The 26,380-nt window shown below is 61.5% G+C and carries 22 protein-coding genes, 1 tRNA gene, 3 pseudogenes and 1 other annotated feature; of the genes and pseudogenes, 19 read left to right on the top strand and 7 right to left on the bottom strand.

Annotated elements, in window-relative coordinates; translation table 11 throughout:
- Positions 1-28 precede the first annotated feature (28 nt).
- The 7 genes and pseudogenes from QFZ94_RS03900 to QFZ94_RS03870 all read left to right on the top strand — a co-directional run bounded on the left by QFZ94_RS03900 (position 29) and on the right by QFZ94_RS03870 (position 14,634).
- The gene (locus tag QFZ94_RS03900) at positions 29-10,276 is read left to right on the top strand and encodes a filamentous hemagglutinin N-terminal domain-containing protein (RefSeq protein ID WP_429455650.1); all 10,248 of its coding nucleotides are present in this window, start codon (positions 29-31) and stop codon (positions 10,274-10,276) included.
- Positions 10,277-10,291: 15 nt separating this feature from the next.
- Positions 10,292-11,065 (top strand): annotated as a pseudogene (locus tag QFZ94_RS03895) (DUF637 domain-containing protein); the annotation flags it as partial.
- Positions 11,066-11,075: 10 nt separating this feature from the next.
- On the top strand, positions 11,076-11,615 hold the full coding sequence (locus QFZ94_RS03890) for a hypothetical protein (protein ID WP_429455649.1): 540 nt from the start codon (positions 11,076-11,078) through the stop codon (positions 11,613-11,615).
- Between the two features lie 5 nt (positions 11,616-11,620).
- Positions 11,621-11,989, top strand: coding sequence for a hypothetical protein (locus QFZ94_RS03885; RefSeq protein WP_429455648.1), 369 nt, complete (start codon positions 11,621-11,623; stop codon positions 11,987-11,989).
- A 197-nt stretch (positions 11,990-12,186) separates the two neighbouring features.
- A protein-coding gene (locus QFZ94_RS03880; protein WP_429455647.1) for an IS3 family transposase occupies positions 12,187-13,424 on the top strand; the annotation gives its coding sequence in 2 pieces (ribosomal slippage) (positions 12,187-12,481 and positions 12,481-13,424; 1,239 coding nt in all).
- Positions 12,477-12,593, top strand: a sequence feature (AL1L pseudoknot). (Overlaps the previous gene by 117 nt.)
- Positions 13,421-13,711 (top strand): hypothetical protein, encoded by a 291-nt coding sequence (locus QFZ94_RS03875; protein ID WP_429455646.1) that lies wholly within the window; start codon positions 13,421-13,423, stop codon positions 13,709-13,711. The genes QFZ94_RS03880 and QFZ94_RS03875 overlap by 4 nt, the downstream gene beginning before the upstream one ends.
- Before the next feature lie 305 nt (positions 13,712-14,016).
- Positions 14,017-14,634 carry a hypothetical protein gene (locus QFZ94_RS03870; protein ID WP_429455645.1) on the top strand — a complete coding sequence of 206 codons (618 nt, stop codon included), beginning with the start codon at positions 14,017-14,019 and terminating at the stop codon, positions 14,632-14,634.
- A gap of 93 nt (positions 14,635-14,727) precedes the next feature.
- Here QFZ94_RS03870 and QFZ94_RS03865 read toward each other — a convergent pair whose 3' ends face one another.
- Positions 14,728-15,126 carry a helix-turn-helix domain-containing protein gene (locus tag QFZ94_RS03865; protein WP_429455644.1) on the bottom strand — a complete coding sequence of 133 codons (399 nt, stop codon included), beginning with the start codon at positions 15,124-15,126 and terminating at the stop codon, positions 14,728-14,730.
- A 230-nt stretch (positions 15,127-15,356) separates the two neighbouring features.
- On the opposite strand from QFZ94_RS03865, the gene QFZ94_RS03860 reads away from it, so the two are divergent.
- The 4 genes from QFZ94_RS03860 to QFZ94_RS03845 all read left to right on the top strand — a co-directional run bounded on the left by QFZ94_RS03860 (position 15,357) and on the right by QFZ94_RS03845 (position 17,733).
- Positions 15,357-15,662 (top strand): tyrosine-type recombinase/integrase, encoded by a 306-nt coding sequence (locus tag QFZ94_RS03860; protein ID WP_429455643.1) that lies wholly within the window; start codon positions 15,357-15,359, stop codon positions 15,660-15,662.
- Between the two features lie 584 nt (positions 15,663-16,246).
- Positions 16,247-16,936 (top strand): hypothetical protein, encoded by a 690-nt coding sequence (locus tag QFZ94_RS03855; protein ID WP_429455642.1) that lies wholly within the window; start codon positions 16,247-16,249, stop codon positions 16,934-16,936.
- A gap of 9 nt (positions 16,937-16,945) precedes the next feature.
- Positions 16,946-17,416 carry a hypothetical protein gene (locus QFZ94_RS03850; protein WP_429455641.1) on the top strand — a complete coding sequence of 157 codons (471 nt, stop codon included), beginning with the start codon at positions 16,946-16,948 and terminating at the stop codon, positions 17,414-17,416.
- The gene (locus QFZ94_RS03845; protein ID WP_429455640.1) at positions 17,413-17,733 is read left to right on the top strand and encodes a VENN motif pre-toxin domain-containing protein; all 321 of its coding nucleotides are present in this window, start codon (positions 17,413-17,415) and stop codon (positions 17,731-17,733) included. The genes QFZ94_RS03850 and QFZ94_RS03845 overlap by 4 nt, the downstream gene beginning before the upstream one ends.
- A gap of 37 nt (positions 17,734-17,770) precedes the next feature.
- On the opposite strand, the pseudogene QFZ94_RS03840 reads toward QFZ94_RS03845, so the two are convergent.
- The 3 genes and pseudogenes from QFZ94_RS03840 to QFZ94_RS03830 all read right to left on the bottom strand — a co-directional run.
- A pseudogene (locus QFZ94_RS03840) lies at positions 17,771-17,977 on the bottom strand (IS3 family transposase); the annotation flags it as partial.
- Between the two features lie 12 nt (positions 17,978-17,989).
- A complete protein-coding gene (locus QFZ94_RS03835) occupies positions 17,990-19,039 on the bottom strand; it encodes an IS110 family transposase (RefSeq protein WP_368587999.1) in 1,050 nt (349 codons plus the stop codon).
- 213 nt (positions 19,040-19,252) lie between these two features.
- A pseudogene (locus tag QFZ94_RS03830) lies at positions 19,253-20,226 on the bottom strand (IS3 family transposase); the annotation flags it as partial.
- Between the two features lie 136 nt (positions 20,227-20,362).
- On the opposite strand from QFZ94_RS03830, the gene QFZ94_RS03825 reads away from it, so the two are divergent.
- Both QFZ94_RS03825 and QFZ94_RS03820 read left to right on the top strand, forming a co-directional pair.
- Positions 20,363-20,806 (top strand): DUF4279 domain-containing protein, encoded by a 444-nt coding sequence (locus QFZ94_RS03825; RefSeq protein WP_429455639.1) that lies wholly within the window; start codon positions 20,363-20,365, stop codon positions 20,804-20,806.
- Positions 20,807-20,927: 121 nt separating this feature from the next.
- Entirely contained in the window at positions 20,928-21,287 is a 360-nt protein-coding gene (locus QFZ94_RS03820; protein ID WP_429455638.1) for a hypothetical protein, read from the top strand.
- 151 nt (positions 21,288-21,438) lie between these two features.
- Here QFZ94_RS03820 and QFZ94_RS03815 read toward each other — a convergent pair whose 3' ends face one another.
- Complete coding sequence (locus QFZ94_RS03815; protein ID WP_429455637.1) at positions 21,439-21,609, bottom strand: hypothetical protein; 171 nt, start codon at positions 21,607-21,609, stop codon at positions 21,439-21,441.
- A 173-nt stretch (positions 21,610-21,782) separates the two neighbouring features.
- The gene (locus tag QFZ94_RS03810; RefSeq protein ID WP_429455636.1) at positions 21,783-22,019 is read right to left on the bottom strand and encodes a hypothetical protein; all 237 of its coding nucleotides are present in this window, start codon (positions 22,017-22,019) and stop codon (positions 21,783-21,785) included.
- A 197-nt stretch (positions 22,020-22,216) separates the two neighbouring features.
- Here QFZ94_RS03810 and QFZ94_RS03805 point away from each other — a divergent pair, with 197 nt between their 5' ends.
- On the top strand, positions 22,217-22,450 hold the full coding sequence (locus QFZ94_RS03805; RefSeq protein ID WP_429455635.1) for a hypothetical protein: 234 nt from the start codon (positions 22,217-22,219) through the stop codon (positions 22,448-22,450).
- Positions 22,451-22,498: 48 nt separating this feature from the next.
- Here the strand turns inward: QFZ94_RS03805 and QFZ94_RS03800 are convergent, their stop codons facing one another.
- Positions 22,499-22,774, bottom strand: coding sequence for a hypothetical protein (locus QFZ94_RS03800; RefSeq protein WP_429455634.1), 276 nt, complete (start codon positions 22,772-22,774; stop codon positions 22,499-22,501).
- A 527-nt stretch (positions 22,775-23,301) separates the two neighbouring features.
- Between QFZ94_RS03800 and QFZ94_RS03795 the strand changes: the two genes are divergently transcribed.
- The 5 genes from QFZ94_RS03795 to QFZ94_RS03775 all read left to right on the top strand — a co-directional run bounded on the left by QFZ94_RS03795 (position 23,302) and on the right by QFZ94_RS03775 (position 26,268).
- Positions 23,302-24,243 (top strand): DUF5996 family protein, encoded by a 942-nt coding sequence (locus tag QFZ94_RS03795; RefSeq protein WP_368583682.1) that lies wholly within the window; start codon positions 23,302-23,304, stop codon positions 24,241-24,243.
- A 74-nt stretch (positions 24,244-24,317) separates the two neighbouring features.
- Positions 24,318-24,395 (top strand) — tRNA-Gln (locus QFZ94_RS03790).
- 287 nt (positions 24,396-24,682) lie between these two features.
- Positions 24,683-24,889 (top strand): helix-turn-helix domain-containing protein, encoded by a 207-nt coding sequence (locus tag QFZ94_RS03785; RefSeq protein WP_429455633.1) that lies wholly within the window; start codon positions 24,683-24,685, stop codon positions 24,887-24,889.
- A gap of 99 nt (positions 24,890-24,988) precedes the next feature.
- Positions 24,989-25,216, top strand: coding sequence for a hypothetical protein (locus QFZ94_RS03780; RefSeq protein ID WP_429455632.1), 228 nt, complete (start codon positions 24,989-24,991; stop codon positions 25,214-25,216).
- 182 nt (positions 25,217-25,398) lie between these two features.
- Complete coding sequence (locus QFZ94_RS03775; protein WP_429455631.1) at positions 25,399-26,268, top strand: NmrA family NAD(P)-binding protein; 870 nt, start codon at positions 25,399-25,401, stop codon at positions 26,266-26,268.
- Positions 26,269-26,380: the final 112 nt, after the last annotated feature.

Here is a 26,380-nt window from a genome sequence, read left to right as displayed (position 1 = left end):
TACAAGAACCAAAAAAAACGAGCGCACCATGAACGTGTCCACACGCAACGCTTTACGACAACTCGAACAAAACCGTCAGGCACACGACGAGCGGCACGCCCGCGGCATGCGCTCCGCGCGGCTGTGCCGGGCGGTGCCGATGCCTGCGCGTGCGTTTCGCGTATGGCAGCGCGCGGTGTCGGCGTTCGTCGCATTGACGCTGTTCGCCGGACCGCTCTCGATCACGTTCGAGCAAAGTCGCGACGCTGCAGGAGTGCTGGCTTCCGGCAGCCATCGTCTGGATGACGAGGCGTGGCAACGCATCATCGACCTGAGCGCGGTGCGTATCCGTTTTGCGATGCAAATGGCGCAGGCCGCGCCAATTGTCGATCCGAGTGCGCCGATCACGTTTCAACCTAAGATCACGCAGACCACCGGCGCGGGCGGCGGCGTGCCTGTCGTGAACATCACCGCACCAAATGCGACAGGGATTTCGCTTAACAAGTACCAGCGTTTCAACATCGATCCGGTCGGTCTGATTCTGAATAACAGCCTGATGGGTGGCACCTCGCTCACAGGTGGCGATCTGCAGGCGAATCCAAATCTCGTGGGCCGTACAGCGAGCGTGATTGTCAATCAGGTGACGTCGACGGGCGCTGCGTACGCGAGCTTGCTCAACGGGCCACTCGAAGTGTTCGGTGCGCCTGCAACCGTCATTATTGCGAATCCCAACGGCATCACGACCAACGGCACCGGATTCACGAATACGATCGGCGTCACCTTGACGACCGGCACGCCCCAATTTTTGAGCGACCTCAAAGGCACGGTTACCGATTTTAATAGCGCGCAGGCGATCGGTTATAGCGTAACCGGTGGCCATATTCAGGTCGAAGGCAACGCGGGCGTAAACGGCCCGGGTGCCGGTATTGAAGGCACGGTCGGCACGATCGACCTGATCGGCGAAACCATCGGCATCAATGCACCTCTGTATGCCGGCTCGCGGATCAATGCGATTGCCGGGCGACAGTCCGTGCTGCCGTCGGCGGTGAGCAGTAACGGCACCACGTATGCGACGTCCGCGAACGGTTCGGATAACTCCGCCAACGCGATCAATAGCGCCAACGGCCACGCCAATAACGGTCTCGCCATCGACGCCACGGTGTTTGGCGCGATGACCGCCGGCCAGATCCAGGTGATCGGCACCGCGGCCGGCATGGGCGTGCGCACCGATGCGCAGATGGCGGCGAATACCGGCGATCTGCTGCTGTCGTCGAACGGCGACTTGACGGTGAACGGCTCGGCCGCGCAACAACAAGCCACGCTGCAGGCGAGCGGCAACCTGTCGATGACCGGCGCGCACGTCGGCATCAGCGGTTACTCGATCAACGCGAATGGCGACGTCACGTCGACCGGCACGATTCAGACCGGCGGGAAGCTCGCCGTCACGGCCGGCGGCAACGTCAACGTGGCGAATGCGCAATCGGACGGCGATACGGCGGTCACGGGCGGCGCGAACGTCACGCTTGGCGACGTGCAAACCGGCGGCGCGCTCGCGGTGAGCGCTCGAGGCAACGGCGGCACAGGCGACATCAACCTGAACGGCACCTCCGTCATGAGCGGCGCGACGAGCTTGCAGGCCGCGCGTGACATCAACGTCAACGGGCAGACCAACGGCAGTACGTTGCAGGCGGCAGCGCAGCGCAACGTCAACGTGAACGGCGCGCTGCAAACGTCGAGCGATCTCGCCTTGACCGCGCGGCAAGGCAGCGTGACGACCAACGGAACCGTCAGGAGCGGCAATAACCTCGCGCTGACGTCGGGTCAGGACACGAATGTGGTTGGGCAGGCCACCGCGCAGAAAGGCGTGGTGGTGACGGCGGGCCAGGACTTCTCGGTGAGCGGATCGCTTGCAAGCGGCACCACGCTCGCAGCCAATGTCGTGCGCGATATCTCGGTAGCGGGTTCGCTGCTCGTTGGCACCGGTGCGCAAGTGAGCGCTGGGCGCAACCTCGACGTTCCGGGCGTGGTCATCGTGCAGCAGGATGGCGAGTTCAATGCACAGAACAATCTCACCGGCAGCGGATCGGTGGCGTTCGGCCAGAACGGTACGTTGACGACGGGACAGGACGTCGCGTTCACCGGCAAGCTGCTCGCCAATGGTCTGCAAGTCACGGCGGGCAACGACGCGAGTCTTGCCGATGTGCAGGCGGGCGGTGCGTTCAACGTGGCGGCGAACGGGATCACCAGCAATCCGGCCGGCGGCGGTGACGTGACGTTCAACGGCAACGCTGCTTCGGTTGGCGCGGCGAATGTTCGGGCGGCACGCGATGTGATCGTCAATGGCACGCTGGCGGGTGGCTCGCAGGTCACGCTGACGGCGCAACGCAATGTTGCGGTTGCAGCGGCGGGCACCGTGCAGGCGGTTGGCGATCTGTCGGTCGCGGCGGTGAATGGCAGCGTGAATTCGAGCGGCACATTGAACGGCGCGGCGGACCTCGTCGTTAGCGGTGCGCAGGATGTCGCGCTGATCGGTTCGACGAGCGTAACCGGCGATACGACGCTGACGGCGGGGCATGACCTAACCATCGGTGGCACGCTGGCGGGGCAGGGCGCGGCGACGCTGAGCGCGGGTCATGACGTGATCGCGGGCGGCAGCAGTGGGTTCGCCAATGATGCGAACGTCTCTGCCGCGAACGACTTGTCGGTGACTGGCGCGTTGCAAGGCGCGGGCGTCGCGTTGACTGCAGGTCATGGTGTGGCGTTGAACAACGTGCAGGCGAACTCGGCGCTTCATGTTGTGGCGAACGGTGGCACTCTGGCAGTCAACGGACTGGTGGCGTCGTTGTCGACGGCGTCGTTGACTTCGAGCGGCGACACGTCGATCAATGGCGCACTGCAAAGCGCGAACCCGCTGAACGTGACGAGCGGCGGCAACACGTCGATCGCCGGCAGCGTCGCGTCGAACGGCAACGTCACGCTGACAAACGCAGCGGGCTCGCTGACGAGTACCGGCAACATTCAGTCCGGCGACAACTTGCTGATTAATGCAGCGCAATCGGTCGACCTCGGTACGCAAGGCACTTCCGCGCTCGGCGATCTGACTGTCAACGCGGGCCAGAGCCTGACGATGAACGGCTCGGTCGTCGCGCAAGGCAACGGCACGTTGACGGCTGGCGGCACGATTGCGGGCTCGGCGACCAGCGCGTTCGGCCTCGCGGCGAACGTCAGTTCCGGTGGCGACACGACCTTGACGGGTTCGCTGCGCGGCGGCACCGTGCAGACGAACGCGGGCGGCTCTGCGACGTTGCATGACGTGCAGGCGGCATCGAGCCTCGCGCTTTCGGCGACTCAGGATCTGAACATCACCGGTGCGGTGACGGGCGGTGCGGCGGTCACGCTAAATGCCGGTCAGAACATCGGCATCAGCGGATCGATTCAATCGGCTGGCGACACCACGCTGACCGCGCAGAACGGTAGCGTCGGTTCGACAGGCACGATCGCGAGCAACGGCGCGTTCAACGTGCAGGCTGGCACCGACATCAACTTCGGCGGCACGACCACCGCTGCGTTCGACGCGACGCTCAACGCAACGCGCGACGTCAACGTGACCGGCATGCTTGCCGGACAGGGACAAGGCATTGTCACAGCGGGTCGTGACATTAGCGGCGCGGGCACGATGACCTTCACGCAGGCGACTACGCTGAACGCGGGCCGCGATGTGGCGCAAGGTGGACTGATCCAGGGTCAGGCGGTTCAGGTGACGGCGGCGGGCAACATCAGCGTCAACAACGTCGAATCGGCCAGCACCGTTGCGTTGAACGCGAACGGCACGAATACGGCTAATGGCTCGGGCAATCTCACGGTCAACGGTTCGGTTGCCGCGGCAGGTACTGTGACGGCGACGGCGCAGAACGATGTGACAGTGGCGACGACGGGCAAGATCGCCAGCGGCACGACCGTTGGCATTAACGCGCAACACGATATCAACGTTGCGGGCGCGGTCGAGTCGGTTGGCGATTCAGTGCTCAATGCGCGGCAGGGCAGTCTGAACGCGACGGGCGGTATCAACAGCGGCGGCGCGCTGGCGATCACGGCCGGTCTCGATCTATCGTTGGGCGCGAGCACAAGCGCGGTCGGCGACGTCACGTTGAATGCGGGTCGCGATGCGTTCCTGAATGGCTTGGTGGTCGGCCAGGCGAATGGTGTCGTGGCGGCGGGGCGCGATATCGGCGGTGCCGGTACGCAGGCGTTTACACAAGCGGCGCACTACACGGCGCAACGTGATATCGCGCTGAGCGGCGGGGTGCAGGCGAATGTCGTCAATGCGACGGGCGGCAACAACGCATCGCTGAACGACGTCAATTCGGCGACCACGCTGACGCTCATCGCGAACGGCAATGCGGGCGGCGGCGATGCCGCCATCACGGGCACGGCAACGGCGCCTGGCGTCGTCACGCTGGCTGGCGCGCGCGACGTGCTGCTCACCGGTTCGCTAACCAGCGGCGACGCGCTGACCCTGGCCGCGCAACGCAACGTGACGGCAAGCGGCACGCTGCAAACCACGGCCGGCGATCTGACTGCGACGGCCGCGACCGGCAGCATCGCGCTGTCCGGTGCAACGACGACCTCCGGCGCGCTGAACCTGATATCCGGGCTCGATACGCAGCTCGGCGGCCAGATCAACGTGGTCCAAGCCGTGACCGTGCAGGCCGGTCGTGATATCCAACTGACCGGCGCGCTTGCCGGCCAGCTCGGCGGCACGCTGACGGCATCGCACGATATCAACGGCGCGGGTACGGCGGCCTTTGCTCAGGCAGTAACACTGAACGCGGCGCATGACCTGGCATTGACCGGCGCACTGCAAGGCGCAAGCGTCACGGTGACGGGCGGCAACAACGCCGGCCTCGGTAGCGTGCAGGCGGTGACCGGCAACCTCGCCGTGACCGCGAATGGCAACGCAGACGGCGGTGACGTCACGCTCGCCGGCACGGCGACGGCACTCGGCACGCTGACGCTGCAGGCCACGCGCGATGCCACCGTGGGCGGCGCGATCAATGCCGGTGGAACGACGACGATCGACTCCGCGCGCAACATCGCACTCGCCGATGTCAATGCCGCGGGCGATCTGACGCTGACGGCGACCAATGGCAACGCGAGTGCTGCGAATGTCATAACGCAAGGCAACCTGAACGCGAACGCTGGCCAGGCGCTGACCTTCTCCGGTGCGACGACGGTGGGCGGCAATGCGCAACTCACATCGGCTGGCGACCTGACGTTGACCGGTGGCATCGGCGCACAGAACGTGGGTACCTTGACGGCAGGCGGTTCGATCAACGCGGGTTCCGTCGCGTTTGGCCAGCAGGCTACGCTGAACGCGGGCGGCAGCATCGGTGTGAGCGGCATCGTCGCGACCAACGGCACCTTGAGTGCGACAGCGGGCAACGATCTGTCAATGGGCATGGCGCAAGCCGGCGGCGCAATTGCGTTGCAGGCGCAAGGACACGATGGCGCGGGCGATGTGAGCGTGGGCGGCACGCTCGCCTCGGGCGCGTCGCTCAGCGTGACGGCCGTGCGCGACGCGACGATCGGCGGAAATGCTTCGGCTGTCGGCGCGCTCACGGTGACCGCGGGCCGCAATCTCGCGGCAAACGGCATGCTCGGCGCGAATTCGGATGTCACGTTGAGCGCGGGCGGCGGCATTTTGAGCGTCGGCGGCGCGGTGACGAGTCAAGGCAACCTGAAGGTAACATCGGGAGGCGCGCTGGCGCTGAATGGTGGACTCGTCAACGGCGACACGACGATCAGTTCAGGTGGCAATGCTACGTTGACCGGCGCATTCCTCGGCCTCGGCCTCGCCACCATCAACGCAGGCGGCTCCGTCTACGGCAGTGGCTCGCTGACGTTCGGCAAGGACGTCACGGTCGGTGCGGGCGGCGCCGTCACGCTTGGGGAGATCCAGGGCGCGGGCCTATTCACGGCGACCTCGGTTGGTGATATGTCGCTCGGCGCGACGACGGCCGTGGGCAATGTGACGGCAAATTCCACGGGCGGCAGTGTTGGCTTTAGCGGCAACGTGCAGTCCGGCGGCAACGTGGCGATTCAGGCGGCCAATAACGCGACGGTGATCGGCGCAGTGTCGTCGATGGGCACGGTCAATGTCGCGGGCACGCACGGCAATGTTAACGTGGCGGGCGTCTCGGCGAACGGCGATACGACGCTGAGCGCCGGGCAGACGCTCACGTTGAGCGGGACTAGCACGGTGGCGGGGCAGTTCACGCTGAACGGCGGCAATGTCACGTTGAGTGGCTCGCAAGGCGGCTCGAAGAATGTGAACGTGAGCGCGCAGGGGACGGTCGATGCGAGCCAGACGTCGATGGTGTCGACAGGCAACATGCAGTTCAGTGGCACGAATGTGAGCTTGGGTTCGGCGCTTGTCGGCGGGACCTTGGCGGCCTCTGCGTCGAATCAGCTCTCATTGGTCGGCGCCGCGATAGATGTGGTCGGCGGGGCGACGCTGACCTCCGGCAATGGCTTTTACAACGCGAGCCAGGTGTTGTCCGGCGGTGCGTTGTACGTGTCCGCCCCGAGCCTGACGAATGCGGCGAACGCGTCGCTGGCGTCGACGACCACAACGACGATCAACGCAACGAACTTCACCAACGCGGGCCTAGTGAATGGCTCGACGACGAATATCTCCGTTGCAGGCAGCCTGAATAACTCAGGCGGATCGTTGATGGCCTTGAACGGCCTGTCGGTCAACACGGGCACGTTGAATAACCAGAACGGGCTCATCTTCGCGGGAAATCCGAATGCACCCGGTGGCCCGACGACTGGCGACGTCTCGCTTACGATCAACGGCGGGGACGGTTCGTTCTACAACGCCAGTGGCCAGATTCTCGCGCAGCGCAACAGGGGCATCAGCGCCGTGAATATGGCGTTTGATCCATCGCAGGGAACGATTAGCCAGGGCGGTCAGCTCTCGATTACCGCGGGGTCCATCAATAACACCGGAACGTGGAGTTATGGCGGTCAAAGCGTGACGCTAACGGGGCTGAACGGGATCAACAACTACGGCACGATGACCGGCACGGCGCCGTTGACGATCACGACCAATGGCGCGTTCACGAACTTCGGTCAGATCGCCGGCAACGACGTAACGTTCAACGGCACCTTGAACAACGCCGTCGGCGCGGTGATGCATGCGGGCGACGCGCTGACGCTCAACGGCAACGCTACGAACCGTGGCACTGTGGAAGCGGGCAACCTGCTTTCGGTGAACGGGGGCAACTACGACAACCAGGGCGCGACGACGCAGTCCAACGGCAACATGCAGTTTTCGCTGGGCGGCACGCTGCAGAATACGACGGGCACGATCTCGGCCGCGGGGAACCTCACCATCAATGCGGGCGCGGTCGTCAACGATGGTGTTCAGGGCGGTTTGACATCGTCTACCCAAGTGGTTTCGGCCGCCGACGACCCGTCACTGTATGGCTCGATAGTGGTCGGCACGCAGACGGTTCATGGGTTCACGGGCGGCAACGGCGGATCGTATTACGACGCGACCTATACCTACAACGCGACCTTGTCCGACCTGGGCCCCGACCTGGCGAATGGCGTGCTCGACGTGGCGCACAACGCTGCCTTGACCGGCATGTATGGCGCACAACTCACGGAGCCGACGCAGGTCGGCAGCAATTTGCAGCAAGCCGGCGTTTCATATCAGACGATCGCTCTGCCGGGTATCGATCGCACTGTCACGGCTCCAGGCGCCGGCACGCCGGGCACCATCATGGCGGGGGGCAACATCACCCTGACCGCAGGTTCACTGTCGAACGCCGATGGCATCATTTCTGCCGGCGGCAATGTCAACTTCAACCTTCAGTCGCTGAATAACGGTTCGCTTGGAGATGTGACGGCGACGGTGGTGGACACGGTCGACCAGACACAACTCAACGCTTTCATGGCGCAACTGCATGCGCTGGGGAGCGTCGGTCTTTACAACGCGCCGATCCCTTACGAGCTTGGCGGATACGTGGGCGGCGAAAGTACGGCTACGTTCAATTCGACCGCGTCGGTTCCTGCGAGCATCACGACTACGACCACAACGTTTGGCCAGCAAGGCTTGATCGTGGCCGGCCAGGATGTGAACCTGTCGGGCGGCAACCTCGTCAACAGCGGGAATATCTATGCGGGCCGCAATTTCAACGCAAGTGGCGCCCAGTCATTCAGCAACCAGGGTGAGCGCATTACGTCGACGAGCAGTTCGCCCGGATGCGCGACGGGCGTGTCGGCCAGCGAGTGCGCCGCCGGAATGGGCTATCGGGGAGACAACCCGACGACGACGAGTTTCAGCTACGCGCAGCAGAGCGCGACGATATACGCCGGCAACGACCTCGTTATCGCCGCCGGCCAGGTCAGCAATACGTATGGCAATCTTCTCGCTGGTCACGACATCGTGATTGGCGGTGTCGGTACGACTGCCAGTGCGACAACCCCTGCGCAAGCACTGACCAACACGTCCGGCCAAATCGTGGCGGGCAACAATATCACGCTCAACGTGTCGGGCGCGATAACCAACACGTTGCCGCCGCCAGTTCCGGTTCATCAGGACTATGGCTCGAAGGAACAATATTCGGGCTGTATGACGGCGGGCGGTTACAAGGAGAGCTACTGCGAAGGTTATGTCGACCAGCAGTCGGGCAGTTCCTCGGTGATCAGCGCGGGCAATAACCTGCAGATCAATGCGGGCAGCCTGACGAACATTGGCAGTCTGATTAGCGCGGGGACTGCGGCGACTATCACGGTGGCAGGTCCGGTGGTGAATGAGGCACAGACGCTCAATGCGTACTGGCACTCGCACTGGGTGCAGGAAACCGGCATGTTCAGCGCGGACAAGCGTCATGACGTCTGGGCGTGCGGGTCGCCGGCCGAGTGCACGGCGCTCTATGGCAGTGCCTATACGAACACGGGGGGCACGATCGATCCGCCGCAGCCGGTCGGCAACATTGCGGCCACGATTCAGGCGCCGAATCTGACCATTACGTCGGGCGGACAGATCCAGAATGTCGGCAACGTGATCGGCACGTCGGTTACGTTGACCGGGCAGAAGCTGATCAATGGCATCACGACGGCCAACACCTATACGCCGCGTGTCAATGGGCCGTCGCAGGTTATTTCGCTCAGCCCGGTGAATATGCCTGGCATCAGCATCACGATGCAGCGTCAGGTGGGCGGCGCCTTACCGGCTGCAGTGGCTGGGAAGGCTTCATACGTGGATGGCTCGCTGGGTACGTCCACGCTCGGCAACCTCGGTCCGCAGGATTTGATCAATGCGCTTCCGGCCAACCTTCAGCCTACCTCAACGCTGTTCTATTACAACCCGCAGGAGGAAGACCTGGTTTTGCAGCAGGCGGCGTTGCAGCAAACCGGCAAGGCGAGCTTTGTCGATGGACTGACGTATGACAGCAAGACCAATACCTCGGTGACGGAGCAGGAGAAGAGTTACCTGTATCAGAACGCGCTCGACTACGCGACGGCGAACAACGTCCAACTTGGTGAGGCGCTGACGCAGACGCAGATCAACGCGCTCGACAAGCCGATGCTGTGGTATGTGGAGCAAACCGTTCCGGATCCATCGTGTACGGCGACGGGCCCGGCGTTGAATACGTGTCCGACGATCACAGCGCTAATGCCGCAGGTTTATCTGCCGACCAGCAGCAATGCAATGTCGGCGGGCGGCAATATCTCTGGCCAGGACGTCACGCTGAATTTCGGCAAGGATGACGGTGGCAGCATTCTCAATACAGGGAGCATTAGCGCTTCGGGTACGCTTACGGTCAACACCGATACGTTGACCAACCAGGCCAACCAGGTCGACGTCGGGCAGATCTGGGCGAAGGTGAAGGGCGGCTATATCGAGGAGACAGGTACGACGGTTCAGCCGGGCGGCTTCATGAGCGCGGCGAACATGAACCTGAACGTCGAGACGCTAAGCCAGATTGGTGGAGCGCTGCAGAAGCTCAATGCGGATGGGACGGTTGATCAGCCTGGTACGCAGATGATTCTCGGCCAGATTCAGCAAGAACTCGGCAGCGCGTTTTCGCAAGTCGCAGTGAGCGACAACCTGCATACGCAGTTTGTCCAGGAGGGCGGCCTCGGCGCATTTGGTCAGGTGCTGAGCGCGGCGATTGAGATTGTTGCGTCGTTCTATCTCGGTCCGCTTGCCGGTGCGCTTATCGGCAGCATCGCCGGTCAGATAATCACGACCGGGTCCGTGGATTGGGGTTCTGTCGGTTAAGCGGTAGCGGTTGAAGAACTCACAGCTGGTATTGACTCCGGGCTGGGGCTGGACAGCGTTAGTGGGTTCAGCGACCTCGGCAACGGCGTGGTAGCCGCAGATTCATCCATCACGCTCGCCAATTTGGGACAGACGGCGCTCAGTGTGGGGGAGCGCTCGCTTGTTAGCGCAGGTGTCTCGACTGCGATTTACGGCGGTAGCTTTGGCCAAGCGCTAAAGAACGACCTGGTGACGAATATTGCCGCGGTCGGAGCAAACGCGATTGGAGACACTTTCACTGACTCGTCGGGCATGTTCAGCAACACGAGCCCGCTTTACTATGCGGCACATGCGGCATTGGGCTGCGCGGCCAGTGCGGCGGAGGGCACAGGGTGTGCAGGCGGAGCCGCGGGCGGTGCACTCTCCGCCGGGCTGAACCCGGTTATCGATGCGAACGGGAATATCCCGCCGGCCGCATTGACGGCGATCGAGACGCTCGTGAGTGGCAGCGTCGCGGGAGCCCTCGGCTTCAATGTTCAGGGCGCGATGACGGCGGCCCAGAACGAGACGCTGAACAACTACCTCAACCATGTGCAAACAGCGAATCTTGCCGCGTCGCTGAAGAGTTGCGCACCGGGCGATACGGCCTGTATCAATCAGGTGACGGCGAGCTATCAAAGCATCTCGGCGCAGCAGCAGCGCGACGCGCAGAACTGTAGCAGCGTGACTGACTGCGCGACGATCAAGAACGATACATTGAGCGGTTACCGGGATCAGTGCGTCGGACGCGCAGTCGTATTGTCAGGGTAACGCGAATTGCGTGTCATTCTTGACCGGGTTGGGCAATCAGGACGTTGCCGCGAAGTCGATCGCGACGACGAACTGGAACGACATCTCGAACGCGGTCTACATGCAGAACGCCCAACAGGCGTTGATCAGTTCGGGATTCTCGCCGACTACGGCAGCGGTGTTGTCGGCCGCGACACCGCAGGATGCAGCGGGAGCGACCGAGGCGATCACCGGTTCGTCAGCATCCAATGGGCCAAAAGTACCTCAAAATCTCCAACCATTCACAAATCCTGCCCAAGCTCCAGTCATTCCTTCCGATTGGGTGAGTCGTCCCGGTCGAACGCCCGGAAGTATCATTTACTATCCGCCTGGCACTGATCCCAGTGCTGCGGGGAGTACCTACATTCGCGTGATGCCTTCCGGCTCTACGCCGGTGCCCGGCTTAGAGAATGGTTATTGGACGTCTGTGGTGAATGGACAGCCGATCAATCCGGCCAATGGATCGCCGAACGCAACCAAGGGGGATACTCACATCCCGCTCCCGCCTAACTCTATGCCACCGGCAAGGTAATTCCCATGCTTGAAAAGCGCGATCTTGCGGAGATTGTTGGAAGAGAGGTTACCGGGGTGACGGTAAATCCTAGCTCGGTTTCGTTGTCTTTCAACGGCAGTGGTGGTAACGGCGGCTGGATTCTGGTTCAGTGCCGGTTCGTGTTACAAGCGGCTGGGGGCCAGACGATTGGAAATGCCACCCTTCCTGAGTCTGCCGCTCCTTTGTTGAGTTGTTTGAAAAGGAAGATCGTCGACGCCCGTTTTGACGAAAGTAAAGTGCTGACATTGCACTTTGAGGATGAGCAGTTTTTACAGTTGATTCCGGAGAAGGACGGGCTCGAGTCTTATGTCTTGCACACGGCAGAAGGGGTCGTTCCAGTGATCGACTTCTGAGTCGAACCCGGCCTCGTGCCGGGTTCATGCTTTATGGCGCAGGCGAGCGGCGTTGCACTGCTGTCCGATTTGCTTCCTTCGTTGCCCGCCGCGAGCCGGCACCCGCCCGCTAGAAAATCCCCCTCGCCACTTCGCGGCGCACGTCCTTGAAGCGCCCCGGGTTTTCCGGAGACTCCACTTCTTGAGAAAATGGAGCTATGGAAAACACGAAGAAGAAGTCCCCGAGGTACTCGCCGGAAGTTCGTGAGCGGGCTGTGCGAATGGTACTGGAACATCAAGGCGATCGCGAATCGCAATGGAAGGTGATCGCGTCGATCGCAGCGAAGCTTGGCTGCTCGGGCGAGACGCTGCGTAGCTGGGTACGCAAGGAAGAGCGGAATCGGGGTTTGCGCCCGGGCACGAGCACGCAGGAGCAGGATCGGATCAAGGAACTGGAGCGGGAAGTGCGTGAGCTTCGGCAGGTCAATGAAATCCTGCGCAAGGCGTCAGCGTATTTCGCACAGGCGGAGCTCGACCGCCGACCGAAGTGATGATCACGTTCATCGATGATCACCGGCACGTCTACGGGGTCGAGCCGATCTGCAGGGTGCTGCCAATCGCACCGTCGACGTACTACACGCATGTGGCCCGCCGCGCCCATCCTGAGCTGGTGCCGGCGCGGGCCCAGCGCGACAGGATGCTCAAGGACGAGATCCAGCGTGTGTGGGAAGAAAACTTCCAGGTCTACGGCGCAGACAAGGTCTGGAAGCAATTGAAGCGCGAAGGCATTGTCGTGGCGCGTTGCACGGTCGAGCGGCTGATGAAGCAGATGGGCCTGCGCGGTGTGGTGCGGGGCAAAACGGTCCGCACGACAGTGAGCGATGGTTCGACGCCGTGCCCGAAGGATCTGGTGAAGCGGCAGTTCACGGCCGAACGGCCCAATGCGCTGTGGGTGTCAGATTTTACGTATGTATCGAGCTGGCAAGGCTTCGTCTATGTCGCGTTCATCATCGACGTGTTCGCCCGGCGCATTGTCGGCTGGCGCGTCTCGAGCTCGGCGCGAACGGACTTCGTTCTGGACGCACTGGAGCAGGCCTTGTACGAACGACAGCCGGCGCAGCAGGACGGGCTGATCCATCACAGCGACCGCGGCGTGCAATACGTATCGATCCGCTATACGGATCGGCTGGTCGAGGCTGGCATCGAGCCATCCGTGGGCAGCGTGGGCGACTCCTACGATAACGCGCTGGCTGAAACGATCAATGGCTTGTACAAGGCAGAGGTCATTCACCGCCTCGGGCCGTGGCGCAATCTGCAGGCCGTTGAAATGGCCACGCTCGAATGGGTGGACTGGTTCAACAATCGTCGGCTCTTCGGCCCCATCGGCAACATTCCACCTGCCGAGGCAGAAGCCGCTTACTATGCAAATCTCGCTGAGTCTGTCACTGTGGCATGACGCAAGCAAAACGGTCTCCGGAAAACCCGGGGCGCTTCATCCTCGTCGAGGTGCATCTGCCGGATTCCATCGATCGCGCGCCGGAGCCACGCATCGACAATGACGCGATGATCGTCGTGGAGCCGGTCGGCCGGCGCGGCCGTGGAATTGCGCAATTGCTGGTCGCGGTTCGTCATCGAGATCCCCTTGTAGTAGTACACAGACATGACGCACGTAACAAAACGCGTGCGGATCGGGCTGCCAGCCTTGCCGGTATTGGGTTTGCGGCGGTGCACGGAAAAGTGTAACTTGCCGATGCTGGAAACGGTTGACGGCCTGAAACCCAGGCGTAGCAAGGCTTTGCGGCGTGGTGCAAATTGCACCATGCGGTGTTCAGCGTGGACGCGGTGCCGGGTTCGTCGCACCGGTTCGTCCGTCGTTGTACTCGCGCACCATCTGGCCGAAATGGACGAGGTGTTGCACGATGGTTCGCGTGGTATCCAGCTTCGTTTGTCCAGCAGTCGGTGCCGCGCGGTTTGCCGTAATTCGGGCAATGCGACTGCTGGACATCGGGAATCTGAAATTTAAACTTGACTGCGGAGAATGAAGCCCGATGGGAACTCCTTTATCGCTGAACGGCCTGTTCGGCGTATGGTCTGAGGCCATGGCCCGTAATGAGCCGACGATCGCGTTTGAAGTGCGTAATGGCCGCGGCCGATTCCTGTTCATGATGTTCTTTGATCCTGACGATACGGCCACAAATGACCGCCTGCTTGTGTTTCTGCAGAATACCCGGCACATGCTTGAATTGACGCTCTATGGGGCCCATGCGCGAGGGCAGTTTGATATCTATCTCAAACAGCGGGACGTGGCCGCGATCAGGCGAGAGCTCGAATTGGCAGGGGATACTGGCCTGCCGTTCGATGAAGCTCGCTTCATCGGCGCATTGAATGCCGTGTTGCCTGCTTCATTGCCGCTGGCGGCAAAAGTCGAAACATTGCGGACGAATATGCCAGCCATCCGGGATCGATTGAGCACCATTCTCGACGATCACAACAAGACTGAGCTTATTGGGGAAAAGCAGCTTCCACAGCAGCAGCGTCCGAGAGAGAAGACGTTAAGAAAGCTCTATTTGTATTCGACGGACGCCCCGGAGGCTGTTGCTGTTTACATTGAGAGTCTTAAAAAACGGAATTGCACGTTGGCATGGCGCGTACCGGGTACGGCATGAGTTTGCTTGTATGTTTTAAAAAAAGAAAAGCCACCCCCAAACCCCGGCCTGAGCGCCGGGGTTTGTTCTTTAGCCGTCAGTGTTGCGGCCGGGTCAGTGCTGGGCCTGTGCCAGCACGGCGTCGAGCATCTGGGCGATGAACTGCTGCTTGGCCTTCGGCAGTTGCGCGATGGTTTCGATCTGCTTCTGCCACTTCGGCGCAGGACCGCGCTTGCTGCGCGCGGCGTTCTCCGATTCCCCGAACAGGTCATCCAGCGAAACGGACAGGGCGCGGGCGATGGCAGGCAGGAGCGAAACCGGCAGGCGTCGGCGACCAACCTCATACGACTGGTAGGTCTGTTGCGTGAGTCCGAGGGTTTGTGCGATCTGCGCCTGCGTGATGCTTCGTTCCTTGCGGAAGCGCGCCATACGTTCGCCCAAGGCGACAAAAAAAGCGCGATCGTCGTCGGTGATCGGTAAGGCTGGCATGGCGTCAGGCAGTGCTTCGAACATGAGGATTGCCATAACGATACCCCGAGGTTTGCAAATTGGCGTCGAGTATACGTCATAATGACGTATACTGCTGGCGAGTTATTTTTACGAAAACCCCCTTGACAGGTTTTTAGCGGAGGCCCGAAACACGATGCCGACGATCCCGATCGCGAAGGATGAGCTGGAGCGGCTGAAAAGCGAGGTATCGCTGCGGCGGCTGATCGAGAGCCAGGGGCAACCGGCTCTCGACCGTGGTGTCGAAAACGATCGTCGCGGCGGGGCTGGGCAAGATCGGCAGTTGCCACCTGTTCCGTCACGCGATGGCCACGCAGATGCTGGAGAACGGCGCGGACATCCGCTATGTGCAGGCGATGCTGGGGCACGCTGACCTGAAGACGACAGAAATCTACACCCAGGTCAGTATCCGTGCGCTGAAGGATATCCACACGGCGACACACCCGGCGCGGCTGGGGCGATCGGACGAGGAGCATAGCGCCGATGCGTTTGCCACCGATCCTGATGTCCAGGCGCAGGCCGATGAGCCTGCTGGCCGGTAGCGCCTGACGGCGCGGCCTGCCTGCTTGCTGCGCTTGATGACGAGGTGCAGGAAGAGCGCGGCGAGTAAGGGCGGGCCTCAACGTGGGCCAGAAAACCGGCGCAAGCCTATCCGGCGATGGAAAACGGTTTGTGTTAACACAAATCATGAGATCGAACGCCAGCCTGCGGGCTGGCGTTTCTACATCTGGCATTGCCGTTACCCGGAGCCCGCCCGGTTGACGGCTTCACAAACCTTGACAGTCTGATTGACCCAACCTGGTTAGAGTTGGCCCATCCGCGCGCGTGAAGATGCGCACGCATCGTTCTTTAAGGCGCTTCGGGGTGTGGGCTGAAAAACCGCGTCTGGGGCAAAAAACTTGATCGTAGGACTGCATCCAGGCGGCGGCCGCTGGCGAAGCCGCGCCGCGTCTGGGGTTTGCATGTTGTGCTGAACGCGGGCGCGTCAGGGCAAAGATAAGCGGCATTGGGGTGCGCGGCATCCGCTGCGGAGGGAACGGGTTGCGCTGGCGGGGCGATTGGCGGGGCCGTGTCGGCCGGGCTGAACCCAATCATAAACAGCAGCGGCACCCTCTCGCCCGGGGCCTTGGCAAGTATTGAAACGTTCGTAAGCGGCAGCGTGGCCGGCGCGCTCGGGTTCAACTTTCAAGGGGCAATGACGGCGGCACAGAATGAGACACTGAATAACTTCTGCGACCATAACTCGTGTGGTCGCGCGTTGGCCGCAGTGGGGGCAGCGGTCGGCGGTGGTGCAGCGGTCGCGGGATCAGTTGTTGTGGACGCTGCGACAGGCGGTTTAAATGTCGTTGCGACGCCGGCCGAGGTGGCTGGCGGTGCTACCGTAGGCGCCGCCGTGGGCGGAGCTATCGGATCGTGGTTAGATTGGCTTGGGTCACATGGCGGCGTGACGCTTAATAGTGGAGATACTGGAAGTGCAGGCACCCAAGAAGGAACCTCCGTATCTGGCGATTCGTCTACCGCTCCCGACTTACCGACGGGTCTGGTCGGTGAACAAGACAGTAAAAGCGGGCAAAGAGTAAACCGTAATATCAGCGGTCCTCTCAGCCCGGCGAATGGTGGCACGGGAGACGCGCTGCAAGATTTCAACAAGCTGACCGGAGGTAAGAGTAGCCCTGCGCCAGCAGACAGCGGCTATCCGCCCGGCACTTTAATTGGCCCCAATGGGATTGCTTACCGTCCTGGAAAAAACGGAAGCGGAGCCCGCATCGACATTCCCGCGAACGGTTCGAAGCCGCATGAAACGCTGCATTACTAGAGAGCTATCTTGAAACACCTGAATTTTGCTTTGCACCAAATTGACTCCTTGGGCGAACAGCTAAGCGGTGGTTTTGTGCGTCTTTCGTTGGTGTTTGCCGCACATGGACGACCAATATCGGTCAAGTTGTGGCGTTCCGATGGTACGGGCATACGGGTACGGTGTCGCATGTACGACGTTGCAGAGCGTGTTGAGCATGGCGTGTTGGAGTTTGAGCCACTGGCCGAAAATGGAGGGGACGACGCAGTCATCGACTTGCCGGACGATATGCACGGTAAATGCACCGTCGCAAAGTTAGTGTTGAATGATGACGGCGTTGTGTGCGAGTCCGGTCTAGTAATTCGTGGCTCTCGGGGAGGCGAACTGATTGTAGTAGCGGGCGTGTATCCCCACACGTTGGCGGTTAACGTAGCGAAGGCGTTCGGACCCTTCGAACCCGAATATCCGATGGAGAAGTACGCGCGCGTCGAGAATGTGTGATCGGGGCGATTGGCGGGGCGACGAGCGCGATTGTGGCGCCGTTCCTGGTAGACCAGGCCGGTGGGTCTAACAATCTGACGACTGACCAGCGCGCGGCAATCGTAGGCGTCTCGACGTTGCTCGGTCGCTTGACGGCGGGGCTTGCGGGCCAGAATGCGCAAGCAGGGGCGACGGCGGCTGAGAATGAGTCGCTGAATAACGCGACCTCTACTAAAAATCCGCGATTTGCAGCGAAGATGTTGGGATACGACTACCAGACGTTTGGCGACATGCTACATGTGCTCAAGCCGGCAAACGGATTGGGACCAGCCGACTGACCTTGCCCCTGTTTCACGAATCCCATGGCTGAAGTCATCAGGCCGCTTGCCCCCGCTGAGCAGCGGCCCAAATCTTCTCGAACGTCATGGGGCTGACATAGTCCAATGTCGAATGCAGTCGGCGGGCATTGTAGAAAACAAGCCAGTCAACGATTTCATCCATCGCAGCACGCCGCGTCGCGAAGTGCCGACCGTGCAGTCGTGCGACCTTCAGCGAACCCCACAGGCTTTCGGTCGGCGCATTGACGCTCCTATGTCAAGAAGCGCGGGCCGAATCGGCCAAGTCGGCCAGAATGAGCGGGTACAACTCCCTGACGATATAGCGCTTCAGGCAGCGGTGAATTTCCTTGTTCGACATGCCTTCCTTGGTTCGTCGCTCGACGTACGCCCGGGTTCTCGGATCACTGCGCATGCGCACCATGGCGATGGTCCACAGGGCGTTGTTTGCAGCACGGTCGCCTCCGCGGTTCAGGCGATGCCGGACCGTTTTGCCAGAGGATGCTTGCAATGGGCTCGTGCCACAAAGCGCGGCGAGTGCAGCATCGCTTTTCAAGCGTTCCGGATTGTCGCCTGCAACGGCAACAAGCACAGCCGCCGTTTGAGGCCCAACGCCGAATCGTTCTCGAAGCCGTCTGGCATGCTTGAGGGTCAGGCGTTCGAGCATCGCGTCGAGCGTCTTGAGCTCTTCCGCGAGCGCGAGGTAGCGCTTTGCCAGCAAGCGCAACGTGGTTGCCAGAGTCTGCAACATAGGCGTATCACCCAACGAGCGCAGCCGTGCGCAGCTAGCAACGCATTCGGCAGTCTTTGTCTTCAGAAGACGCTCGCGGATGTCCTGCGGCGCGCTCACCAGCAAGGCCCGCAACTGATTGATCGCCTGCGTCTTGGCCTTGACGGCGCTACGACGAGCAACGGAAACAGTTCGCATCGCTTCGGCCGCTCCAGATTGCTCTTTGGGAATCGCCGTTGCTTTTTCGGCGAGGACCGCTCGCGCAGCGTTTTCCGCATCGGTCGGATCGGACTTTCCGCGCGATCGACGCGCAGCCCGATCAGGACGATTGACCTCCAGCACTTCGATCTCGTGATCGCGCAACACACGGGCAAGGCCTGCGCCATAGGTGCCGGTTCCTTCAACGCCAGCGCGGCGCAGATGACCAAGAGAATTTGCCCAGGTCAGCAGCTTGAGATATCCCGCCGTTTCGGCAGTCACCGACAGGGTTCCGAGGAGCTTCCCCGTTTCGCTGATTACTGCACCGACATGCGTATCGAGATGCGTGTCGACGCCAAGAATGACTTCGTGTTGTTCCATGCGTGTTTCCGTCGAAGTGGGCGCATCGCCAACCCCATTCGCTGGACAGGACACTCACGGTGCAGGACAAAGCTCCTATCAGGTCACAAACGCTGGGCCCGGCAACGCTCGGGGAACGACGGAGCCCGATCGACAGGTCAACGCCAAGGCAGCTCGGCCAATCCCAGCACGGGTCAGATCGGTCCGACGTTCGAGGCGTATTTTGGACTGAGTATCCCAACAATCGCCACGCCGGCTCATTGACGAGCGCATGCCGTACGCCTTGAGCGTGTCCTGGAAGAGTCCGCTGCAATACTGGCTGCCACGGTCGCTATGCACAATCACGCCGGCTTCGGGGCGGCGCCGGAACCATGCCATGCGCAGTGCATCCGTGACCAGTTCGGCCTTCATATGCGGCTGCATCGACCAGCCCACCACTTGCCGGCTGAACAGGTCGATTATGACCGCCAGATACAGCCAGCCTTCGGCCGTCGCCACATACGTGATGTCGCTCGTCCAGACCTGATTCGGCGCTGTCGCCGTGAAGTTGCGCTCCAACAGGTTCGGCGCGACCGGCAGGTTGTGGTTCGAGTTCGTCGTCGCGATGTACTTGCGCTTGTGCCGTGCGCGGATACCATGCTGCGCCATCAGTTTGCGAACTCGCTCCTTGCCAACGCGTACGCCGCGCGCAACCAGCTCTTTCCACATGCGCGGCCAGCCGTATTCGCCCTTGACCTCCGCGTGAATCGCCTTGATGTGCGCCAGCAGTGCGTCGCTGCTCACGCGGCCTCGGTGCGGCTTGTTCCGAGCGACACGTTGCCGTCGCTGATGAAAGCCGCTGGGGCTCACATCGAGTACTTCGCATAGCACCGAAATCGGCCAGTGACGGCGATTGCGTTCGATGAACGCGTACTTCACGTCGAGTCCTTCGCGAAGTACGCACAGGCCTTTTTTAGGATGTCGCGCTCCATCTTCAGCCGCGCCACTTCCGCACGAAGTCTCGACAACTCCATCTGCTCCGGGCTTACCGGCTTCGTGCCTGCTCCGCCAAGCTTGCCTTCCTGCTCAGCCTTGAACCAGTTGGAAATCGACTGCGCCGGCACGGCCAGCGTGGCGGCCACTGCCGCGACGCTCTGACCGGCTTTGACCAGCCGAACCGCTTCCAGCTTGAATTCGAGCGTGTAGCGCGCCCGCGTCGTCTTGCTCATCTTCTGGATTCTCCTTGCTTGAGTTTAAACGCTCAGCAAGGGATTCTTTTTTCGGGGGCAAGCTCAGACAACGTTATTTTCCACAGCAACGGAGACGTTGAGTTCAACGGCAACATTATCGATAACATGCACAACTATGCCCAGTAACCGAGCCACTCGAAAGGCAAGTACGCATGCGCTTGCTCATGCGACTTTCATTATTTCGTCCGATGGTACTGCTCCGGCTGCTTGGACAAACTACTTTGGAATATCGCCGAGTCGGACGATCACCAAAGGGCAGCCATACATATTGCCATCGGGGCGGCTAAGTGATCGCTTGGGAAAGCTCGAATTATGGGCGCTGGAAAGTAAAGCAGTAGTCCGGAGCGATCAGTTGGAGCCACACCTTCGCTATCTGATTGAGCGGCTTGGATTGCCACGTGCGGATCTTAGGGCGCATGTTGAGCGTGCGGATGCACGGATGCGCTTCTTCTGTTACTGGAGCAACGAGGACGGTGATCGGATACCCGATGTGCCGGAGGATATTAAGACAATGATGGAAGCCCTCGGCGGAACAATTGAAATCGACGAGTATCGCTGAAGAACTGCCAAGGGCTATTCCTTAATGAGACATATTGGATTTGACGGCGGGCATTCGATATATGAGCTGGGCCCTGGCTCGGATGTGATTCTGTTCTTCGATTGCCTGAAGAACCGATCGTTTGTATCGCCGCTACTTGCGGCGGGAAGAACTGGACAGGGCTGCGGCGCTGATGGAGCAGGCACGCCAGATCTTTGCACAGCATCCCGCCGCTTCAGCTGTTGACTGGGATACATTGTTGTCGGGTGACCCGGGACGGAGCTGGCTGAATCCGAACCAACCGACTCTTGCCGACGTGTTCAGCAAATACTTCGAGAACTTCGGAAAAGCGTGCGGCTCGGCAAAATCGTTTGTGGATGCATTCAACATTTACCAGCCGGTTCGAGTAGTGATGTCCGACTTGCCGGGCTTCGCGCGCGACAAGAACAAGCCGCTGGCGGAATACGATGCGCTGGAGGGCAAGCCGTTCTGGCTTCAGTAGAGCGCAACGCAGGAAAGGCCCGCGCCGGTTATTGCCCGGACAGCCGCGAAGAGACGAACCCGGCCGCGGGCCGGGTCTGTGCTTTATGGCGTCGAGGTGCTTCGGTTCGATTTGCTTCCTTCGTCGTCGGCCGTGCGCCGATGCCGGACCGCTAGAAAAGCCGTCCCGCGAGTTCGCGGCGCACGTCCCAGTTGAGGTGCATTTGCCGGACTCCGTCGATCGCGCGCTGGAGCCACGCATCGGCAATTGCGCGATGCTCGTCGTATGGTCGCTCAGCCAGCGCGACCGTGGAATTGCGCAATTGATCGTCGAAGTTCGTCATCAAAATCTCCCCTTGAATGATCACAGACATGACGCACGTAACAAAACGCGTGCAAACCGGCCGCAAACCCGCACCGGTCACAGGTTTGCGGTGTACCACCAAAAAGTGTAACTGGTCGGTGCCGGGAGTCGGCGAATCGCCCGAAGCCCATACGGGCAAAGCTGTGCAGCGCGTTACAAAATGCACCATGTGGTGTTCAGCACCACTGACGCGGCGGTGATCATGAAATCGACGTGCACGGCATCGTAAGGGAATTCTATTGTGCCGTCGGCGTTGCGGTCGAGCACCCCGGCGTTGAGCAAAACAGGGGGTTCGACCAGCCCTGCGTGCAAGGCAGCGGTGACGGCCGCGCTGGCCGGTGGCAATGATGTGCAGGCTATCAACGGCACGGTATATGCGTTCGATCCCAACGCTCCGGCAATCAAGGCTGTCGGTGACCCGTATCAGACAGCGTATGCGAATTCGTTCGACGGTCAGGTGGCGCAGAGCACGGCTGAAGGGCTTCAACTCGCGCCGGTGGAAAATACCGGGGACTTGGCGCTGCGCTCGGAACGATTGGGAAGTGGCTCGGCCTTGGGACGGAGGTCACAAACCGTGCAGCGGGACAGTGTGGGACTCGATTACACCTGTTCCTTCCGCTGTCGATCGCGTGGCCCTGCTTGAGCGCATGGTGGCGCTGATACTGCTCGCCGGTGAGAGCTATCGTGCCCAATTCTCGGAACTCGCCAGGCTGGCGCGAACGGGGGCGGACGGACTGGATCCGGGGCCGGAGTGTGCGGGGTTGCTGGCCGAGATTGAGAAACGTGCGCAGGTGGCCGGAGAAGTCTTGCGCTCGACATGAACGTGCTGCGCTGCCTGCACGATCAGGTGCTGCCGACGCTGGAGTGAGTCACGCTGATGCTTCAGGGCTGCTGTGTGGCGCGGCCAGCGGTGGGCCATACCGGGTTCGCCGGTCGTCGTTCCCGCGCCCAATCCGGCCGAAATGGGCGATGTGCCGCGCGATGGCGCGGGCGTCATCGGGCCTCACTTCGTCGCGGATGCGGCGCAGCCTGGCCTGCTGCAATTCGAGCAGTTCGACGCGCTGCGCATCGGGTGCCGGTCGGTGCAATTCGCCGTGAATGGCTGCGGCGAGCAGAGCGATGCGCTGGCCGATGACGCCGCACATGACCTCGTAACCGACGCTCGCGTCAAACCGTCTTCGTGCGTTTCGCTGTTCATCGTGATGGTTCCTGATGCGTTAGCTTGAGCGTGGCAGGGCGCAGTTGGCGCAGCCACTTCCGGGTTGTCGCTACGGGTTGTTGCGCTGCAAAATGAATTTGATGTGGTCCGATTTTTTATATTCACGTATCGGCCGTCCGAGGGCTTCCCGCACACTTTATGTTCCTGGATTCTCCGTAGTTAAGCGTCTGCGATTGGGTCCCCGCAGACTTTATCCGTGGTTTCCGGAGGTGACCGCGACGTAACGACGGACGTTAGAGCGGTCTTTTCCGCAGACTTTAGCGTGCACAGATAAGACCGCGCTCGGCTGAACCTTGTGGGCGAGCAGGCCTGCGCAACCGGTAGCCGCCGGATTGCGCGACAGGTGACAAGACTTTGCGTCTGGCGTAAGGTCATTCAGCGACCAGCGCACCTTGAAGGACTAGGGCGCGCGTCATTTGGCGATGACACAGACGAATTTGTGATGGAGCCGCTATGAGCGCGAACTGGACTGATATTCCGTACGACGCCTGGCGCGACACGTGCGCCGCGTTGCACCTCTACACGCAAATCGCCGGCAAGTACAAGCTCGCCCGAACCCCATGGCTGAATCATTCGTGGCACGCTACGTTGTACGTCAGCGCGCGTGGCCTGACGACGTCGCTTATACCCGATGCCAGCGGCGTGGAGATCGAGTTCGACCTGCTCGAACATCGCGTGCTCGGCAGCGCTGCCGATGGACGCAAGGCGCACTTTGCGCTCGCCCCGATGTCGGTTGCACAATTCCACGCGAACTTTTTGGATCTGGTTGCGCAACTCGGAGGCAAGCCCGTGTTTCACGGCCGACCCAACGAGATCCCGAACCCCGTGCCGTTCGAGGACGACCATGCAGCGCGCCCGTACGACGCCGATGCCGTGAGCCGCTTCTTTCGAGCGCTCGTCACGGTCTGTTGTGTGCTTGAGCGGTTTCGTACCGGTTATATCGGCAAGGTCAGCCCGGTTCATTTTTTCTGGGGTAGCTTCGATCTCGCCGTGACGCGTTTTTCTGGACGCCGCGCGCCTCTCCATCCCGGCGGCGTTCCAGCGCTACCCGATGAAGTGACGCGCGAAGCCTACAGCCACGAAGTATCGTCGGCCGGGTTCTGGCCGGGGGGACCGGCGACACCTTTCCCGGCGTTTTACTCTTACGCTTACCCGTCGCCTGACGGCTTTTCCAACGCAACACCCCAGCCGGGCGGCGCCTATTTCGACGACAAGCTTGGCGAATTCATCCTTCCGTACGAAAGCGTCCGCACGTCGAACGACCCCGAGCAAGCGCTGCTGGCTTTTCTCGAGAGCACGTATCAAGCGGCCGCGGATCTCGGCGGCTGGGACCGGGCGGCACTCGAATGCCGGGGAGGTGAGCCGCTCAGGCCGCGACCGGTGGATCACCATTGAGCGAACCCATCTCACCGGATCTGCGAGAACCCTTTGCTCTTTGCGAATCCTCTGGTAGGATCTCGCCCCTACGTAGGGGAGTCGCCAAGCTGGCCTAAGGCACCGGATTTTGATTCCGGCATTCGAAGGTTCGAATCCTTCTTCCCCTGCCATCACTCTCTTTCAAGCCCTGGATCTATCCAGGCGTCGGTCTTTCTGGCTGACATCGCGCACTTCACTCTCTGTGCGACGACTCCATCCCACATGCATGCAATCGAGCCCTTCACACTCGATGCGTCCCATTTTCAGACATCCCACAGCGTCGATCCTCTGTGAGCGTCCGATTTTGCGACACCTCGCTGCTGCGGATGACCCCTCGCTTTCCTCCCTGAACGCCAACTGAGGACGGCTTCGTTACTTTCTTCTCCTTTATATGCTTTTGACGTCGAGCCAAACTGCCGTGTCGCTCGACGATTTGCCTGCCGAGTTGCTCGATGACATCTCGATGTCCGGGGCCATGCCTTCACTGCGGGACGAGAACGCAAGTCTGGAGGCTGCGGAACGTTCAGCCATTGCACGCGCCCTTGGCGTTTCGCGCAGCACGCTCTATCGCAAGATCGAGTTTTATCGGCTGGAGGGGACGGTCAAGCCAGCGGACAGGGAATGACGAAGGCTGTACGATCTTGGCCAGGCGCGGCAGGCCCAATGCGGCATGCGTTGCTCGACTAGCACAACGATAAACGAGAGCATCAGGGTGGCTGGTGCAATGGCCATAACCGCACAGGAGAGACACCAACAGCGCAGGCTGCTGGAAGTCCTGCTCCATATCGGCGAAGACTACCGGCGCATCAATGACTGTGATCACGAGCTGTTCACCTCTCTGGCGCTCGACGCGAAGGCCTTCCGAATCAGCGACTCACGCGTCGTGATGCGGCAGACCTTCTCGATGACGCGGCAAATGATGCAGGCGAGGCGCACGACGAGATTTAGCTAGCGGACGAGGGGCCGGCGCAAATACGTTTTACGTGTTGTGGCCGGCCCTGTTCTCTGACAAGCGACGCGCCGAGCGGATGACATCAAGTCACTAAACAAATGACATCCACGCTCTCGCGAAATCGCCGCGCCACACCGAGAATTCCTCCCATCACGGCATCCGCCGTCATCGAGGAGAGAAGCATGTTTGCAATTACCGGTGTGACAGGACAGGTGGGCGGCGCGGCGGCACGCGCGTTACTCGACGCGGGGCACGCGGTGCGCGCCGTGCTGCGCGACGAAAGCAAGGCGGCGCCGTGGCGCGAGCGCGGCGCCGAAGTCGCGATCGCGTCGTTCGACGACGCCGACGCGCTCACCGCCGCGTTTCGCGGCACGGCCGGCGTGTTCGTGATGATCGCGCCGAACTTCGCGCCGCTGCCCGGCTATCCGAACGCTCATGCGGCGGCCGCGGTGCTGAAGGAGGCGCTGTCGAAGGCACGGCCGGGGAGGGTGGCGGCGTTGTCGTCGGTGGGCGGGCAGCGCGAAACGGGGCTCGGCCTGATCACGCAGGTGCATATTCTCGAGCAGACGCTCGCCGGTCTGTCGATCCCAACCGCGATCCTGCGGCCGGCCTGGTTCATGGAGAACTCGCTGTGGGATATTGCGCCGGCCCGCATATCCGGCGTGATGCCGAGCTTTTTGCAGCCGCTCGACCGCGCGTTTCCGATGGTCGCGACAGCGGATATCGGCCACGTCGTTGCACAGACGCTCACGCAGTCGTGGCAGGGGCGACGCGTGATCGAGATCGAGGGGCCGCGGCGTTATACGCAGCGCGAGATCGCCGAGATGCTCGGCGACCTGCTCGGACGCCCGGTCGAAGCGCGCGCGGTGCCGCGCGAGGAGTGGCAAGCGCAGTTTCAGGCCCAAGGCACCGAATGGCCCGCGCCGCGGATCGAGATGCTCGACGGCTTCAACTCGGGATGGATCGATTTCGAGGATGGCGTGAACGAGCGGGTGGTCGGGACGACCTCGTATCGGACGGTGCTGGAGCAGTTGGTGAGGCGGGCAGGATAAGCCGGGTCTCGGGCGGGGCCGCGCTCGAGGTTGCCGGACCGTGTGAAGCCGCCCCGCAACCGGGCCCCGCGCGCGTGCTAATCTTGCTCCCTTCGCGGACGTCCCGCGTCAG

Source organism: Paraburkholderia sp. JPY465 (assembly GCF_050436725.1).
GTDB lineage: Bacteria > Pseudomonadota > Gammaproteobacteria > Burkholderiales > Burkholderiaceae > Paraburkholderia > Paraburkholderia youngii.
This window is presented reverse-complemented; position numbering and strand designations above follow the sequence as displayed.

What these genes read in the sequence shown, in the direction of transcription:
- QFZ94_RS03815 (WP_429455637.1), bottom strand. Translation starts at nt 21,609, where the DNA reads ATGACGAACTTCGACGATCAATTGCGCAATTCCACGGTCGCGCTGGCT.
- QFZ94_RS03900 (WP_429455650.1), top strand. Translation starts at nt 29, where the DNA reads ATGAACGTGTCCACACGCAACGCTTTACGACAACTCGAACAAAACCGT.
- QFZ94_RS03835 (WP_368587999.1), bottom strand. Translation starts at nt 19,039, where the DNA reads ATGGAACAACACGAAGTCATTCTTGGCGTCGACACGCATCTCGATACG.
- QFZ94_RS03875 (WP_429455646.1), top strand. Translation starts at nt 13,421, where the DNA reads ATGACGCAAGCAAAACGGTCTCCGGAAAACCCGGGGCGCTTCATCCTC.
- QFZ94_RS03885 (WP_429455648.1), top strand. Translation starts at nt 11,621, where the DNA reads ATGCTTGAAAAGCGCGATCTTGCGGAGATTGTTGGAAGAGAGGTTACC.
- QFZ94_RS03780 (WP_429455632.1), top strand. Translation starts at nt 24,989, where the DNA reads ATGGCCATAACCGCACAGGAGAGACACCAACAGCGCAGGCTGCTGGAA.
- QFZ94_RS03795 (WP_368583682.1), top strand. Translation starts at nt 23,302, where the DNA reads ATGAGCGCGAACTGGACTGATATTCCGTACGACGCCTGGCGCGACACG.
- QFZ94_RS03870 (WP_429455645.1), top strand. Translation starts at nt 14,017, where the DNA reads ATGGGAACTCCTTTATCGCTGAACGGCCTGTTCGGCGTATGGTCTGAG.
- QFZ94_RS03800 (WP_429455634.1), bottom strand. Translation starts at nt 22,774, where the DNA reads ATGTGCGGCGTCATCGGCCAGCGCATCGCTCTGCTCGCCGCAGCCATT.
- QFZ94_RS03775 (WP_429455631.1), top strand. Translation starts at nt 25,399, where the DNA reads ATGTTTGCAATTACCGGTGTGACAGGACAGGTGGGCGGCGCGGCGGCA.
- QFZ94_RS03865 (WP_429455644.1), bottom strand. Translation starts at nt 15,126, where the DNA reads ATGTTCGAAGCACTGCCTGACGCCATGCCAGCCTTACCGATCACCGAC.
- QFZ94_RS03825 (WP_429455639.1), top strand. Translation starts at nt 20,363, where the DNA reads ATGCCCAGTAACCGAGCCACTCGAAAGGCAAGTACGCATGCGCTTGCT.